16 protein-coding genes are annotated in these 15,894 nt (G+C 35.3%); 6 read left to right on the top strand and 10 right to left on the bottom strand.

Annotated elements, in window-relative coordinates; genetic code table 11:
• Positions 1-77: 77 nt before the first annotated feature.
• From AYC65_RS10550 to AYC65_RS10535, 4 genes are all read left to right on the top strand, one after another.
• Entirely contained in the window at positions 78-797 is a 720-nt protein-coding gene (locus AYC65_RS10550) for a DUF2490 domain-containing protein (RefSeq protein ID WP_034869174.1), read from the top strand.
• A gap of 102 nt (positions 798-899) precedes the next feature.
• Positions 900-2,030 (top strand): DNA polymerase III subunit beta, encoded by a 1,131-nt coding sequence (gene dnaN / locus AYC65_RS10545; protein ID WP_034869173.1) that lies wholly within the window; start codon positions 900-902, stop codon positions 2,028-2,030.
• 161 nt (positions 2,031-2,191) lie between these two features.
• Positions 2,192-4,591, top strand: a complete 2,400-nt coding sequence (pheT, locus tag AYC65_RS10540) for a phenylalanine--tRNA ligase subunit beta (RefSeq protein ID WP_034869169.1) — start codon at positions 2,192-2,194, stop codon at positions 4,589-4,591.
• Positions 4,592-4,728: 137 nt separating this feature from the next.
• The gene (locus tag AYC65_RS10535; protein WP_034869259.1) at positions 4,729-5,163 is read left to right on the top strand and encodes an META domain-containing protein; all 435 of its coding nucleotides are present in this window, start codon (positions 4,729-4,731) and stop codon (positions 5,161-5,163) included.
• A gap of 49 nt (positions 5,164-5,212) precedes the next feature.
• On the opposite strand, the gene AYC65_RS10530 is transcribed toward AYC65_RS10535, so the two are convergent.
• From AYC65_RS10530 to AYC65_RS10510, 5 genes are read right to left on the bottom strand one after another with little or no spacing between them, the layout of a single operon-like run.
• Positions 5,213-5,452, bottom strand: coding sequence for a hypothetical protein (locus tag AYC65_RS10530; protein WP_009085191.1), 240 nt, complete (start codon positions 5,450-5,452; stop codon positions 5,213-5,215).
• 54 nt (positions 5,453-5,506) lie between these two features.
• Positions 5,507-6,400 (bottom strand): 3-hydroxybutyryl-CoA dehydrogenase, encoded by an 894-nt coding sequence (locus AYC65_RS10525; protein WP_021346558.1) that lies wholly within the window; start codon positions 6,398-6,400, stop codon positions 5,507-5,509.
• A 49-nt stretch (positions 6,401-6,449) separates the two neighbouring features.
• Positions 6,450-7,343 carry a CME family extended-spectrum class A beta-lactamase gene (blaCME, locus tag AYC65_RS10520; RefSeq protein WP_034869167.1) on the bottom strand — a complete coding sequence of 298 codons (894 nt, stop codon included), beginning with the start codon at positions 7,341-7,343 and terminating at the stop codon, positions 6,450-6,452.
• Between the two features lie 24 nt (positions 7,344-7,367).
• Positions 7,368-8,114: an energy transducer TonB gene (locus AYC65_RS10515; protein ID WP_034869165.1), complete on the bottom strand. Its 747-nt coding sequence runs from the start codon at positions 8,112-8,114 to the stop codon at positions 7,368-7,370.
• A 53-nt stretch (positions 8,115-8,167) separates the two neighbouring features.
• Positions 8,168-9,130 (bottom strand): Gfo/Idh/MocA family protein, encoded by a 963-nt coding sequence (locus tag AYC65_RS10510; RefSeq protein WP_034869164.1) that lies wholly within the window; start codon positions 9,128-9,130, stop codon positions 8,168-8,170.
• 173 nt (positions 9,131-9,303) lie between these two features.
• On the opposite strand from AYC65_RS10510, the gene AYC65_RS10505 reads away from it, so the two are divergent.
• Positions 9,304-9,951: a protein-L-isoaspartate(D-aspartate) O-methyltransferase gene (locus AYC65_RS10505; protein ID WP_034869162.1), complete on the top strand. Its 648-nt coding sequence runs from the start codon at positions 9,304-9,306 to the stop codon at positions 9,949-9,951.
• Positions 9,952-10,082: 131 nt separating this feature from the next.
• Here AYC65_RS10505 and AYC65_RS10500 read toward each other — a convergent pair whose 3' ends face one another.
• Together AYC65_RS10500 and AYC65_RS10495 are read right to left on the bottom strand one after the other, a co-directional pair.
• Entirely contained in the window at positions 10,083-10,466 is a 384-nt protein-coding gene (locus tag AYC65_RS10500; protein ID WP_034869160.1) for an acyl-CoA thioesterase, read from the bottom strand.
• 247 nt (positions 10,467-10,713) lie between these two features.
• Complete coding sequence (locus AYC65_RS10495; RefSeq protein WP_034869157.1) at positions 10,714-11,145, bottom strand: MliC family protein; 432 nt, start codon at positions 11,143-11,145, stop codon at positions 10,714-10,716.
• A 295-nt stretch (positions 11,146-11,440) separates the two neighbouring features.
• On the opposite strand from AYC65_RS10495, the gene AYC65_RS10485 reads away from it, so the two are divergent.
• Entirely contained in the window at positions 11,441-13,420 is a 1,980-nt protein-coding gene (locus AYC65_RS10485; RefSeq protein ID WP_034869154.1) for a urocanate hydratase, read from the top strand.
• Between the two features lie 64 nt (positions 13,421-13,484).
• Here AYC65_RS10485 and AYC65_RS10480 read toward each other — a convergent pair whose 3' ends face one another.
• The 3 genes from AYC65_RS10480 to AYC65_RS10470 all read right to left on the bottom strand — a co-directional run bounded on the left by AYC65_RS10480 (position 13,485) and on the right by AYC65_RS10470 (position 15,894).
• Complete coding sequence (locus tag AYC65_RS10480; RefSeq protein WP_034869152.1) at positions 13,485-13,817, bottom strand: DMT family transporter; 333 nt, start codon at positions 13,815-13,817, stop codon at positions 13,485-13,487.
• Between the two features lie 71 nt (positions 13,818-13,888).
• Entirely contained in the window at positions 13,889-14,386 is a 498-nt protein-coding gene (locus AYC65_RS10475; protein ID WP_009085173.1) for an ecotin, read from the bottom strand.
• A gap of 536 nt (positions 14,387-14,922) precedes the next feature.
• Positions 14,923-15,894 (bottom strand): sterol desaturase family protein, encoded by a 972-nt coding sequence (locus tag AYC65_RS10470; protein ID WP_034869151.1) that lies wholly within the window; start codon positions 15,892-15,894, stop codon positions 14,923-14,925.

The following is a 15,894-nucleotide window of genomic DNA, read 5'->3' as shown; positions in this document are numbered from 1 at the left end:
TGGAATATTTCATGTACAGAGTATTCCGTTTGATAAAATAAATTAGAGTAAAAAGGTCATTAATTCCGGTTATACGAATGAAAAAACATTTTGTGTTTATACTGCTTACTTTGGCAGTTATAGGGAAAGCTCAGAATAAAGAGCATATTTCTTCTTTCAATATGTTATCAATTACTTATAAGTTTTCAAAAAAATGGATGGCTTATACAGAATTTCAGACCAGATCAATTGAGGATTATACCAATATCGATTATTACGAAACTAAAGGTGGTGTAGGGTATAATATCAACCGCGATAATCAGGCTTTTGTCGGAATAGGACGTTACGGAACTTATAAAGAACAGAAGATTTCTCAGGAGGAACTAAGATTATGGTTACAGTATACTTATAGTCATAATATCGGCCGTGTAAATATTGACCATAGAGGGCGCGCTGAACAGCGATTTTTCCACATGTCGCAAACCGGAGAAAATACAACTGATAACAGATTCAGATATCGTCTGAGTGCTACGATGCCAATTAACAATCCAAAGATGCAGGCCAATACTTTTTTTGTTAACGCATTTGAAGAGCTATTTGTTGGTCCAAAATCTGATTTTCTGAAAAGAAACAGACTGTTTACAGGATTTGGATATAAATTCAATAAATCGGTGAGTACTTCAATGGGGTATATGTGGCAGAGAGAATTTTCACCGAACGGAAACAAAAATTTACATTTTCTTTACATGGCGCTTAATTTCACTATTGATCACAGCGATGATGATCATGCCAGAGTAATCATTCCTGTAGCGGATTAGAGAATGTGCAAAAAAATACAATAAAAAAGGAAACTAAATCATCATTTAGTTTCCTTTTTGTATGGAGAATCATTATCTTTGTCTGCGTTATAAAATTATTTTATGAAATTTATTGTTGCCAGCGGCGAGTTACAAAAAGCCTTGCAGACGGTAAGCGGAGTAATTTCTGGTTCCCAGTCAAGACCGATTTTAGAGAATTTTCTTTTTGAACTGGAAAATGACAATCTAAAAATTACCGCTTCCGACGGAGAAACAACTTTAATAACTTCTATTCCTGTAAAGTCTGAAGACAACGGGAGAATGGCTGTTCCGGCTAAAATGTTTCTGGATGTAATTAAATCATTCGGAGACCAGCCTCTTACTTTTGTAGAAAAAGAGTCTGAAAACGGAATTGGCAGTCTTCTTGAGATTTTGGATGAGAAGGATAATTACTTCGTAGCATTAGACAATGCTGAGGATTATCCTGAGTTACCAGAATTTGATGCTTCTAAAAGTGTGAAAATTCAGGCAGGAATATTGTCAGAAGCATTGGTTAACACTCTGTTTGCAACAAGTAACGACTCACTAAGACCTGTAATGACAGGTGTTTTGTTCCAGTTTAATGAGAACGAAGTTAACTTTGTGTCTACCGACTCTCACCGTTTGGTAGTATACAACAGAAAAGATGTAATGAATGTTGATAATATTGAATTCATTATGCCGAAGAAACCTTTGGCTATAATCAAGAACATCCTGTCTAATACAGACGATGAAGTTCTTATTGAATTCAATGAAAATATGGCTAAGTTCAGCTTCCAGGATAATATCTGGATCTGCCGTCTTATCGATGGTAAATACCCTAACTATACAGCTGTTATCCCGAAAGAGAATCCAAATGTATTAACGATTAACAGAAACTTATTACTAAGTTCTATCAGAAGAGCATCTATCTTCTCCAATAAATCGACTAATCAGGTAAGATTCAAACTTTCTGGAAATTTACTTCACCTTCACGCAGAGGATACTGAATATGCAAACAAAGCAGATATGCAGATTCCATGCGAGTACAACGGAGAAGATATTAATATCGGATTCAGCTCTAAGTTTTTAACAGAAATGCTTTCTGTTTTAGGATCAGATGATATTACGATGAAGATGTCACAGCCAAACCGTCCGGGAATTATAGAACCGGTAGACGGTCTTGAAGAAAATGAGAGCATCCTTATGCTTTCGATGCCTGTAATTGGCCTATAATTTTATTTTAATATAGACAAAAAGCTTCATCTTTATTTGATTGGATATAAAATATCGGATCAGATGCAGGATGAAGCTTTTTCTTTTATTAAATTTGCAGTTCAAAATTTTGTAATAAAAGCTGTGTGCAATACAGCAGCTAAATAATAAGAAAATAATACATGAAAATTTCTGATAAGTGGCTTAGAACTCACTTTGAAACAGATTTGTCAGCTGAAAAGCTTGGAATAATTCTTACAGATTTAGGTCTGGAAGTAGAAGGAATAGATCCTTATGAATCTGTGAAAGGTAGTCTTAATGGAGTAGTGGTTGGAAAAGTGCTTACTTGTGAGCAGCATCCTAATGCAGATAAACTGAAAGTAACTACTGTAGACATTAATACCGGAACACCTTTACATATCGTTTGTGGTGCACCCAATGTTGCTGCAGAACAAAAAGTGGCTGTGGCTACAATAGGTACTACAATTCATCTGAATAACGGAGATTCCTTTAAAATTGCTAAATCCAAACTTAGAGGAGAGGTATCTGAAGGAATGCTTTGTGCTGAAGACGAATTAGGTCTTGGAGAAAGCCATGCCGGAATTATGGTATTGCCGGAAGATTATGAAATTGGAAAGCCATTATCCGATTATATTAAGGTAGAGCAGGATGAAGTTTATGAAATCGGACTTACACCAAACAGAACAGATGCAATGTCGCATTATGGTGTTGCAAGAGATCTTCAGGCTTATTTATCTTTGAATAAACTAAAATCTACTTTCAACAAGCTCCAGGCTCCTGTAATTAATGGCGAGGGAAGCCATGATTTCAAACTTGAAGTTGAAGATACAGAATTAACACCTCGTTATTTAGGTGCTGTTATCGAAGATATTAAAGTCGAAGAATCTCCGGAGTGGTTAAAAAACCGTCTGAAAGCTATAGGTCTTGGACCTATTAATAATGTTGTAGATATTACCAACTATATTTTACATTCTTACGGACAGCCTCTACATGCTTTTGATGCTGCAAAAATCAATGGACATGTGGTAAAAGTAGGAGTGGCTGCTGAAGGAACGAAATTCAAAACTCTGGATGGTACGGAGCGTAGCCTGAATGGTACCGAAATTATGATCAAAGACGGAAATAATACACCAATGTGTATTGCCGGTGTTTTTGGTGGTGAAAATTCAGGAGTTTCAGAAGGAACAACTTCTGTGTTCTTAGAAAGCGCATATTTTAACCCTGTAGCGGTACGTAAAGCTGCTAAAGCACATGGACTGAATACGGATGCTTCTTTCCGTTTCGAAAGAGGTGTAGATCCTAATATTACTAAAGATGCTTTATTGAAAGCAGTAGAGATGATTCAGGAAATTGCTGGTGGAAAACTAAAAGGAGAGATCCTTGAATCTTTCCCTAAGAAAGTTGATTATTTCCCTGTTATCCTTAGATATTCCAAAGTAGACCAGATTCTGGGGATTAAGATCCACAGAGAAACAATAAAAGAAATCCTAAAATCTCTTGATATATTAGTTCTGAATGAGATTAAAGACGGATTGGAAATTTCTGTTCCGCCATACAGAGCAGATGTAACCAGAGAAATTGATGTTATAGAAGAAATCCTTCGTGTTTACGGATATAACAAAGTAAGCTCTCAGGAGAAAATAGCATTTACACCGGTTCGTTTAACATTAGATGATCAGGATTCTCTGGAAAACTTCTTGGCAAGAATGCTACAGTCTAATGGCTTTAACGAGGTAATGAATAACTCTCTGACTTCTCTTAAAGAAGAGAAAGCAGATGCTGTTACCTTACTAAACCCGTTGAGTAATGAACTTAGCACAATGCGTCAGTCTTTATTAGAAGGATTATTGCAGAATGCTGATTACAATATCAAACGTAAAAACCAGGATATTAAATTCTTCGAGCTTGGAAAAATCTACTTCAAAAAAGAGAAATTTGAAGAGCGCAAGCAATTGGCAATTCTTGTTTCTGGTAATAATAATCCTGAAAACTGGATTCTGAGTAAGTCTCCAACTGACTTTTTCATCCTGAAAGGTTATGTTCAGTTATTGCTGGATAAATTAGGGCTAAATACTACTGAAAAAGCTTTAGAAGATGCACGTTTCTCAGATGCTTTAGAAATTGTTGCTGAAGGAAAAACTATTGCCAGAATAGGTGTTGTAAGCAAGGCTTTATTAAAAGATGCAGATCTTTCTCAACCTGCTTATTATGCAGAAATAGAATTAGAAGCTTGTCAGGCTCTAAGAAGCACGGCTAACTTCAAATTTGTAGATATTCCGAAGTTTAATAAGATAAGGAGAGATTTAGCGTTATTAGTAGATAAAACTGTTTCTTATAACGATCTGCTTCAGGCATCTAATGATATTTCTTCTAATCTTAAGAAGATTCAGTTATTCGATGTATACGAAGGTAAAAATCTTCCGGAAGGTAAAAAGTCTTATGCTCTAAGCTTTGAATTATTAAATACAGAGAAGACGTTAGAAGAAGCTGAGATTACAAATATTATGAATAAGCTGATCAAGAAGTATCAGAAAGAATTTAATGCTGAATTACGTTCTTAAATTCATTTATTTAAAAAAATAGTATTTTTACAATCTGCTAAAGGATTATAATTATGAAATCTGGACTGGTACAGTGGTCTTTTCAAGAGATTAAAGACTACTGTATTATATACAGACTAAAAGATAAAAATTTACATATGAAAAAGCTTTTTTATATAGCCTCAATAGGAATTTTAGCTGCAGTATCATCCTGTACTTCCACTGCAAATTTGGGAAATGTTTCTAAGATCGGAACACAGCAGCCTACATTATCCAATACCCGTTGGGAGGTTATGGATAATCTTCAGACCAATGCAAAGCCTTATATAAGCTTTGATCCTGAAAAAGGAATGAGCGGAAATGCAGGTTGTAATAAAATCTTTAGCCAGGATATTATAATCCAGTCTAAACAAGGAGATTTCTCTATAAAACAAATTGGTTCTACCAGAATGGCTTGTCCTAGTATGGATATGAAGATAGAGAGTAATTTTATTAAAATACTGGAGTCTGCCGATAAGTATGTTGTTGTAAAAAATACTCTGGAGCTTTATAAAGGAAATATGCTCTTAATGAAATTTCAGAAAGCAAACTAAAATAAAAAATCCGCTCGTAAGAGCGGATTTATTTTTTTAGATTTTACAATTAAGCTTCGTCTTCGTCGTCATACTTTTCCAACTCAGCATCACACCATTTGAAGGCTTCTTCTACAACTTTAGTAGCTTCTTCTGCTACTTGCTCTTCATCATCACCTTCTAAATCGTCTAACCATTCTACTTCTTCCTCCTCAACATTTAGGATAAAACGTGGATACTCAGTATGAACTACAAAAAGATCCTCTGGAAAGTCTGAATTGTCGGCTAATAAAAACTTAGGTAATTTCATTTCTTTAATATTTGATAATTCAAAGATAGGGAAAATTTTTTCGGCTTTCCTCGTTTACTTTGCAAATTGTTTGGAAATTTTTTCGGCCTTCTTGCTCTCGCTATAATCGTAGAAGCCTTCTCCGGATTTTACACCTAACTTTTTAGCTGTTACCATATTAACTAAAAGTGGACAAGGTGCGTATTTAGGATTTTTGAAGCCATCGTATAAGACATTCATAATGGAAAGACATACATCCAGTCCGATAAAGTCTGCCAATTGTAATGGTCCCATCGGATGAGCCATTCCAAGCTTCATTACAGTATCTATTTCTTCTACTCCGGCAACACCTTCGTATAACGAATAAATGGCTTCATTAATCATTGGCATTAATATTCTGTTCGCTACGAAACCAGGATAATCATTTACCTCTACAGGTACTTTGCCCAGTGTTTTGCTCATTTCATAGATTGCACTGAAAGTTTCCTTGGAAGTAGAGTAACCTTTTATAATTTCTACAAGCTTCATAATAGGAACCGGATTCATAAAATGCATACCAATCACTTTTTCAGGTCTTGAGGTTACTGAAGCAATTTTCGTAATGGAAATAGAGGATGTATTGGTTGCTAAAATACAATCAGCCGGAGCTGCTGCATCCATTTGCTGGAATATTTTAAGCTTTAAGTCTATATTTTCTGTAGCAGCTTCTACAATAAGATCGGCATCTTTAACGGCATCTTCCAGAGCTGTAAAAGTAGAGATATTTGCTAATGTATTGGCTTTCTCTTCTTCTGTAAGATTTCCTTTAGCAATAATTCTGTCCAGATTGGTGGTAATAGTTTTAATACCTCTGTCCAGCGCTTCTTGCGAAACATCTACTAAATTTACTTTAAATCCGGTCTGGGCAAAAGTATGAGCAATTCCGTTACCCATAGTTCCCGCACCAATTACTACAATATTCTTGTTCATAATTTTTTATTTTTTGATTAAAGAATTTACGAACCTTTCGGTTTTATTATTAGGGTTTATTTTTTTTATTTAAAGTATCCCAGACAATTTTCGAGATCTGGGCAATCATTCCGCAATTGACTTCTTCACTTTCCATAGAGTCCTTCACAAATACTGCAATTGCATAATGTTTACCATTGGCTAAAGTTATAATTCCTGAATCGTTCTCAGCAATAGTTAATCCGTTTTTCATTTTACCGGAAGAACCTGTTTTTCTGGCCATCTTCACTTTTGGAAGCAATCCCGGAAGTTTTGCCATCCCGGTATTGGTTCTAGTCATAATGTCCATTAAAAAAATTGTGGATCTTTTTGATAAAAACATTCCTTTATAGAATGCTTTCAGGGTTTTTACCATGGATGCTGTCGTCGTGTAATTTGCATAAAGAGCTTTTACATCATTTTTATGCATTTCTTCTTCATTGTATTTTATCTGGAAATTCTTCACTCCATTCACATCCATCAGTTTTTGTACTGTTTTGGTTCCTCCAATTAACCTTAGAAGGATATCACAGCCATTGTTGTCGCTTTGGGCTACGGTATATGTGATAATTTCACTTAAAGGAACTTCTACGTTTCCATTCGGATATTTCTCACGAAGTGGTGACCATGTATTTTCTAATAGATCTGATTTTTTAATCAGTATTTTCTGATCCAAGGTAAGATTTCCTTTGTCCACTTGATTAAGAACCGCTAATGCAATATGGAATTTAAAAACACTCAGCATCGGCATTTTCAAATTACCATTGGTGTTACTAAACTGAAATTCATTTTCTATTCCCAAAACAGACACGGCTACTGTGGCTTTCTTGTCTTTGGTAACAGCATTTATATCATTTAGTATGGACGTATGCTGAGCAAGTACAAACTGACCTGTCAAAAGAAACAAAAGTATAATTTTTTTCATTTCAACTAATTTATGTCTTTGAATTTAATCATAAAATATAGTAACACTCATATAAGAATTTACCGGTATACCTTTTATTAAAGCTGGTTTCCAGTTGAGGTTCTTTACATAGGTTTCTACACTTTTGTTAAATGATTTTTCGAATATATTATTTTTAGTATTAACAAGAGATGATTCTGTATTAAAATCTTTTGCAGTACCATCTTTCATGATTACAAAATGTATTGTTGTATTAGAATGGCTTTCATCACCTTTTCTTTTAACATAGCTCTTAGGATATTTGAAACTTGTAAAATAATCTTTTTGAAGTCTGTCAAACTGTTCACTATCATCATTTGTTTTGGTTGTTCTTGAAGTCAGATCACACACCTCAAATGAAAAAATTGAATCCTTGTTTTTTAATACAAATTGTTTTACCCCCAATACTTTTAATGAGTCAAAAAAAGGCTTCCCATATTTGTTTTCCAGTAATCGATTCATCTCTTTGGGATAACATCTTTCAAATTGTGTGTTTTCGTCTACAATACATGACTCTGTAGCAGACTCATATTTGATTTGATTTTCCCTCAGCAAATCCGAAAATTCCTTTTCGGCATTAATACCAAAGCCAAAACCCATGAAGTTTGTATAGGTATAGTTTTGATATTTGAAATTATTTTTTGCAAGTTTCGTTTCATAATTACAATCAACCTCATATTGATTAGTCTTCTGTTTAATACAAGAAAGGCTTATAAATAATATACAAAACAATAAAAATGATTTCAAAGCCATACCGAAATTATTTATAAACCTTATAGAATTTTGAAATCTATAAGGTTTAAATATTATTTAATCAGTTCCATTATTTTCAATGCTACTTTTAACGCCTCGGTTCCGTCATTTAAGCTTACTTCAATAGGTGTATTTTCTTCTATAGCCTGAGCGAAGCTTTCCAGTTCATCCAGAATAGCATTGTTCGGCTGAATATTTGGATATTCAAATACAATCTGGTTCTTTTCACCTTCAGCATTCTCAATAATCATATCGAAATCGGACGGAGTTTCCGGAGCTGCCTGCATACGGATAACCTCTGCTTTTTTCTCCAAGAAATCTATGGAAATATAGGCATCTTTCTGGAAGAATCTGCTTTTACGCATTGCCTTCATAGAAATACGACTAGTTGTAAGATTTGCTACACAACCGTTTTCAAATTCTATACGGGCATTGGTAATATCCGGAGTCTTGCTCACAACAGATACACCACTTGCATGGAGGTGTTTTACAGGTGACTTCACAATACTCAGTAATATATCCAGATCGTGGATCATTAAATCCAATACTACAGATACATCTGTACCACGAGGGTTAAACTCGGCTAAACGGTGGATTTCAATAAATTGAGGATTGCTCAGGTAACTCTTTGTAGCGATATAAGCAGGATTATAACGTTCAACGTGGCCTACTTGTACTTTTATATTTTTTTCCTCGCAAAGACGGATCAACTCTTCTGCCTGTTCCAAAGTTTGGGTAACCGGTTTTTCAATAAAGAAATGAATTCCTTTTTCTATTGCTTTTTTTGCGTATTCGTAATGGAAGAGGGTAGGTGTTACAATATCCAGAACCTGAATTTCACTTAACAGCTGGTCCAGATCGTTGTAGTATTTATAACCAAATTCCTGCTCTAATTTCTTTCCGTTTTCAGCATCACTGTCGTAAAAGCCCACCAATTCATATTTTTCAGATTGATTCAGAAGTTTCAAATGAATTTTTCCTAAGTGGCCGGCACCTACTAATCCCGCTTTTAACATGTAATTTTAAATTTTCGTAAAGATAATAAACACCTAGGAATTATGAGTTATAAGTTGTAAGGTATTGATGTGTAAAGTCGTATTCCATCTATATTATATAAGCGTGATAATATCAGGTGTAAACTATCAACCAATAAACGTAAACTAATAAGTATTTTCCCTATTTTTGCCGTATGAGAGACAGTTTTGTGCATAAGGGGAAAAGAAGACACCTGGTGAATTATTTGATGTCGAAAGGAATTTCGGACCAAAATGTTCTTCAGGCAATAAACAAAATACCCCGTCATCTCTTTTTGGAAAGTATTTTTGAAGATTATGCTTATGAAGACAGAGCTTTCCCTATTGCAGCAGACCAGACTATATCTCATCCGTCAACTGTAGCAGAACAGACACAGCTTTTAAGAGTAAAGGAGCAGGAAAAAGTTTTGGAAATAGGCACTGGTAGTGGTTATCAGACTGCAGTTCTGATTGAAATGAAAGCCTTTGTATATACTATTGAAAGGCAAAAAGACCTATATGATTTTTCAGAAAGAAAGTTACGGGAAATAGGACTCAGACCCAAGTTCCAAAGCTTTGGTGATGGCTTTGCAGGCTTGCCTACCTTTGCACCATTTGATAAGATTTTAGTGACCTGTGGAGCAGCGGTTTTGCCTATTGAGCTATTAAAACAGCTGAAAGTTGGTGGATTAATGGTTATTCCTTTAGGAGAAGGAGATGAGCAGATTCTCACACGTTTCAGAAAAGTAGGAGAAACTTCTTTTGAGAAAGAAGAATTCGGGCTTTATAAGTTCGTTCCGATGCTGAACAATACGAATAAATAGAAGTTAGAAGTTAGAATTGCGAAATGTAAAATAAACAATTCAACGATTTAACTTGAATTAGAGATACGAAGTTAGAAATACGAAGAGGTATACTAAAAGAGTCTTTAGCTTCGTATTTCTAACTTTTAATTTTATTTAATACTTACAGGTTTACCTTCTTCGTCTACGGAAACTAAAGTGAATTCTCCGGATACAGCCAGATCACGGCCTTCCTGATACATTTTTTCTGTGAAGATATCCACATGTACTTTTACACTGGTATTTCCTACATGTTTTATAGAACCGATAAGTTCTACAAGAGTACCTGAAGGAATTGGCTTTTTAAAGTCAATTTTATCACTACTTACTGTTACAATTCTTTTTCTGCTAAAACGTGTAGCAGTCATAAATGCAACTTCATCCATCATCTCCATAACTGTCCCCCCGAACATCGTATTGTGGTGATTAGTAATCTTTGGAAACACTACTTTAAAGACATGCGTTTCCGAATTCTGAATTTTTTCTTCTAAATTCATAATTAAATTTTAAATTAAATTATATAAGTTGAACAGGAAAATAAACCTAAAAGAAAAAATTTAGGAGCATTTTTCTACTTCAAACCGCGAAAGTATTTACCGAATTTTCAGGGATCTGACTCATGTCGAAGGACATACACAGTTGCGCGACAGTTCGTGAATTACACACGATTCACCTTTTCGAAAATTCGAATGCAAAAATAAGGATATTAAAATAAAAACGGAAGTATTTTACGAATATATAATTTTAGTGCTCTTCCTTAGGTTTGCCAGCGATAGATCCTTCAGTAACAACTTTATCGGCCTTACCAAAACTAAAGTCATCTCCTTTCAGCCAGAAATAGTTGCCATCTGCATCCTGATATTTTTCGCCACTTGCACTAATTACTCTTTCCATATCGTAGATTCTTCCACTGATATCGTTGCGCAAAAGAATTTTTGCAGGTTTACTGTCATCTTGCTTGGAGATGATACGGAAGTGGTATTGTCCATCTGAAGAAATGTATAATGAACCGTCGTTGTCTATATCTATTTTTGTGTTTACTGCAGTACTATCCTTTTTTTCCACAGCTACAGAATCATTTTTTGTAAGTGTTTCAGCTTCGGATTTTTCTTTTTTACTGTTACAGGCAGCGACAATAATAGCTAGAGCGGCAATTCCAAAAAATACTTTCTTCATTTGTAAAAAATTTCAATAAAAGTACTGAATTTTTATCTTTTTTGCAAGAAAAAAATGGCCTTTCTGTAGACGGTTTGATGTAGAAAGCTCCTGTGTAAAGGTGTTCTGGTATATTCTTTTTTGAAGTAAACTTTATATAAATAAGCCCACTTTTTAGAGATAATTATTTCTTTACATGGTTGGGAATGTAAGTTTGGTGAAAGATATACCGGGATTATTTGTTTCATATTTTTCATTTTGAATATATTTAGGTTTTTAAACCAAGTTGAAAGCAACTTTAAATTTTGAATATTCAATGACTTTTAAAGAACAAATCCAACAGGGCATTCCTGCGATTTTACCAAATCCGAAAGCATACGATACTACAGTAAGTCATGCACCTAAGCGTAAAGAAATATTATCTGAAGATGAAAAGAAACTGGCACTGAAAAATGCATTGCGTTATTTCGATGCTCAGTATCATGCTGCATTAATTCCGGAATTTAAAGAAGAACTGGAGAAATACGGACGTATTTATATGCACCGTCTTCGCCCGGATTACGAAATGTTTGCACGTCCGATAGAAGATTATCCGGGAAATTCGCAGCAGGCAAAGGCAATTCAGTTAATGATCCAGAATAATCTTGATAAAGCTGTTGCACAGCATCCACATGAGTTGATTACTTATGGAGGAAATGGCGCTGTATTCCAGAACTGGGCACAATATCTGTTAACGATGAAGTATCTGTCCGAAATGACAGATGAGCAAACATTGGTCATGTATTCGGGACACCCGATGGGATTATTCCCTTCTCATAAAAATGCTCCAAGAGTTGTGGTAACAAACGGAATGATGATTCCTAACTATTCTAAACCGGATGACTGGGAGAAATTTAATGCATTAGGAGTTACACAATATGGACAAATGACAGCGGGAAGCTATATGTATATAGGTCCGCAGGGAATTGTACATGGTACAACAATTACAGTACTGAATGGTTCCAGAAAAATAGATGATCAGGGAACTGCCGGTAAGCTATTTGTAACTGCAGGGCTTGGCGGGATGAGCGGAGCTCAGCCTAAAGCCGGAAATATTGCCGGAGTGGTATCGGTTACGGCAGAAGTGAATCCGGCTGCAACCTATAAAAGACATGAGCAGGGCTGGGTAGACGAAGTAATTTCAGATCTGGATGAACTGGTAGTAAGAGTTAAGAAAGCTAAAGAAAATAAAGAAATTGTTTCTATTGCCTATGATGGTAATATCGTAGATGTCTGGGAGAAGTTTGATCAGGAAGATGTTTATGTTGACTTGGGATCGGATCAGACATCTCTTCATAATCCATGGGCAGGAGGATATTACCCTGCAGGAATTTCGTTTGAGGATGCCAACAGAATGATGGCTGAAGAGCCAGAACTGTTCAAAGAAAAGGTACAGGAAACATTGCGCCGTCACGCAGCAGCAGTCAATAAACATACAGCAAAAGGAACTTATTTCTTTGATTATGGCAATGCTTTCCTTTTGGAAGCTTCTCGTGCAGGTGCGGATGTTATGGCAGAAAACGGAATCGATTTTAAATATCCATCCTATGTACAGGATATTATGGGACCTATGTGTTTCGACTATGGGTTCGGGCCGTTCCGTTGGGTTTGTACCTCCGGAAAACCAGAAGATCTTCAGAAAACAGATAATATAGCATGTAAAGTACTGGAGGAGATTATGAAAAATTCTCCAAAAGAAATTCAGCAGCAGATGCAGGATAATATTACATGGATAAAAGGAGCTCAGGAGAATAAATTAGTAGTAGGCTCACAGGCACGTATCCTTTATGCAGATGCTGAAGGGCGTACTAAAATTGCCAAGGCATTTAATGATGCAATTGCAAATGGCGAAATAGGACCTGTTGTTTTAGGAAGAGATCATCATGATGTATCCGGAACAGATTCACCTTTCCGTGAAACTTCGAATATTTATGATGGTTCCCGATTTACCGCTGATATGGCTATTCATAATGTAATTGGAGATAGTTTCCGTGGTGCTACATGGGTTTCCATTCATAATGGAGGTGGAGTAGGCTGGGGAGAAGTAATCAATGGTGGTTTCGGAATGTTATTGGATGGAACTTCCGAGGCAGAGCAACGACTAAAATCTATGCTGCATTGGGATGTAAATAATGGTATTGCCAGAAGATCGTGGGCCAGAAATGAGGAGGCAATATTTGCCATTAAACGAGCTATGGAAGAAGAGCCTTTGCTAAAAGTGACATTGCCTAATATTGTAGATGAATCTTTATTGTAATAGATATTTGATATAAACAAGAAGCTCCTGATTTCAGGAGCTTCTTGTTTATATTGTTTAGTCTTTAATGAGAAGACATTTTAGAAAACAGATTAATGATAACAACACCGGCAATTATAAAGATAAAGCCTATAATAGCGGGAAGATCCGGAATTTGCTTGTAAACCAAAGCTCCAACAGCTGCAATAAGAACAATTCCTACGGCCGACCATAATGCATAGGCAATTCCCACAGGTATTTGCTTTAATGAAAGACTCAGAAAGTAAAATGCACCGGCATAACCTAAAATGGTAATAATACTGGGAATAAGTTTGGTAAATTGTTCAGAACTTTTGAGGGTAGAAGTAGCAACTGCTTCAAATATAATAGCGATAAAAAGATAAATATAATGCTTCATTGTATTTTGAATTTACACCAAAAATAAAAGTTTCCCTAGGGAAACTTTTATTTTTGGTTGCGAAAAGATGTTTATTTTTTCTTTTCCATAATTTCCGGAGCGCTGTATAGCTCAGGACTAGCTTCGTAAATTTTGTATTTAGCCTCATATCCTTCAGGGATATAAAGAACGATAGGCATTCTTCCGTTGTATCTTGTAAGATATCCTCCGGACATTACAAACTCCATTTTTGGTTTTGCTCCCGGGCAAGCCATTAATGTAGATGGTGTGCTACCGTTGGTTGTAAAAGTAAGGTAATCGTATCCCCATCCTTTCAGTTCGCTGCTTTTAAACTCTCCGCTTAGGAAGGTTTTGTTGCAGCCATCTGTTTCCATGGTTTTTCCAACAAAAATTTCAATCTTCTTATTTCCATCGTTTTGAGAATGTGGAACCTCAATAACAACTTGCTTTTGTCCTTTTTCCGGTTTTGGGAATGGTGCTAAATCAACTTTATAAGTTGTTTGTGCCATTAACGAAACTGACATTAAACTTAGTCCTAAAAAAGCGCTCGCAAAAATTGTTTTTTTCATCATCGTAAAATTTGGGATTATTTTAATTGTATTGGTATAGACAATTTGCGTACCAAAAATTATAATATTTCTTTTTTTATAAAGAGTTAATATTAAAAATTTATTCTGAATAAACCCCTAAATAAGGGTTTTTGTACTTGTTTAAATCAGGATTTATTATTAAATATTTTTAACTAAATCCCACATAAACAATGGATAAGGTGTATTGTTGGGGTTCGGTTTTATGTATTGTAATCTCTGAATGAGATAATATAAAATAAATATTAAAAAATAATTATTATTAAGACTTTTTCAAATTTTATTATGGATATTCTTCGATAATTTAGTCCGTCGGGCTCTCTATAAACTGGCTTATTACAGACTAGGCTCAGAATGACATTGAATATTCTAAATGTTTTTAATTCAAAGTTATCTGGCTGAGCTTGTTGAAGCCTTATTGAATCTAAATTGACTCTTAACTTTAATTTAAAAATAATGGAGAGATATAAAATAAAAAGACCAGAATGAAATTCTGGTCTTTGCTATAATAATCAAAATTAACTTACTTTTTTTATTGCTTCATTTTCGGCATTTTTAGCTGCCATCTCAGCAGCTTTTCTCTGTCTGCGTTTTAGCTCCGCACGTTGGTAGTCCTTTACTGTCTTACCAGTGCCGTCATGTCGCCATCCCGGAGAATAGAAAATATACCTGAATCTATCCATCATACTAAGATTAGGCTGAGCCAGGTCACGGGCCAGTTTTTTCCATTCATAAAATACTACATTAATAGGTCCGCGGTCTTTTGCCTTAGGATAGATTCCATATTTTACTGGAAGCTCAGGATCTTCTTTTTCAAATGTTCCGAATAATTTATCCCATACAATAAGCATCATACCCATGTTTTTATCCAGATAGCGGATGTTGCAAGCGTGGTGTACACGGTGGTGAGAAGGAGTTACCAGAATATATTCTAATATACCCATGTTTTTAATTGTTTTGGTATGTACCCATGTTCCGTATACCTGTACTATAGCATATACCACCATAATATGCCAAGGATTGAATCCTAAGAAGGCTAGAGGTGAAAAGAACATATAGCGGTACAACGGTTCGAAAACCGAAGATCTGAATCCGGTGGATATATTGAATAATTCCGAATTGTGATGGGTAATGTGTACAGCCCAGAATACACGGGACTTGTGGTCTACAAGATGCAGGACGTAATAAGCGAAATCCTGCAACAGGAATACTGCAATCCAGTACCAGGCGTTTTCTTCCCATGTGAAAAGACGATAATGATAGAAGAAAAACATTACTCCCATAGCAAAGGCTTTCATTAGAATATCCAGCCCATAGTTTAAAAGAGCTAAATAAACATTGGTAATAGTGTCTTTTGTTTCATAGAGTTTTTCTTTATTGAAATGGCTATAGGTCATTTCCCCTAATATCACAGCCAAGTGTATAGGAGCTGCCCAGGTATAAACTACACCTTGTCCGTTTTCAGTAAATAAATTATTCCAATCTATCAT

Origin of the sequence: Elizabethkingia bruuniana (assembly GCF_002024805.1) — a bacterium.
GTDB classification, from domain to species: Bacteria; Bacteroidota; Bacteroidia; order Flavobacteriales; family Weeksellaceae; genus Elizabethkingia; species Elizabethkingia bruuniana.
This window is presented reverse-complemented; position numbering and strand designations above follow the sequence as displayed.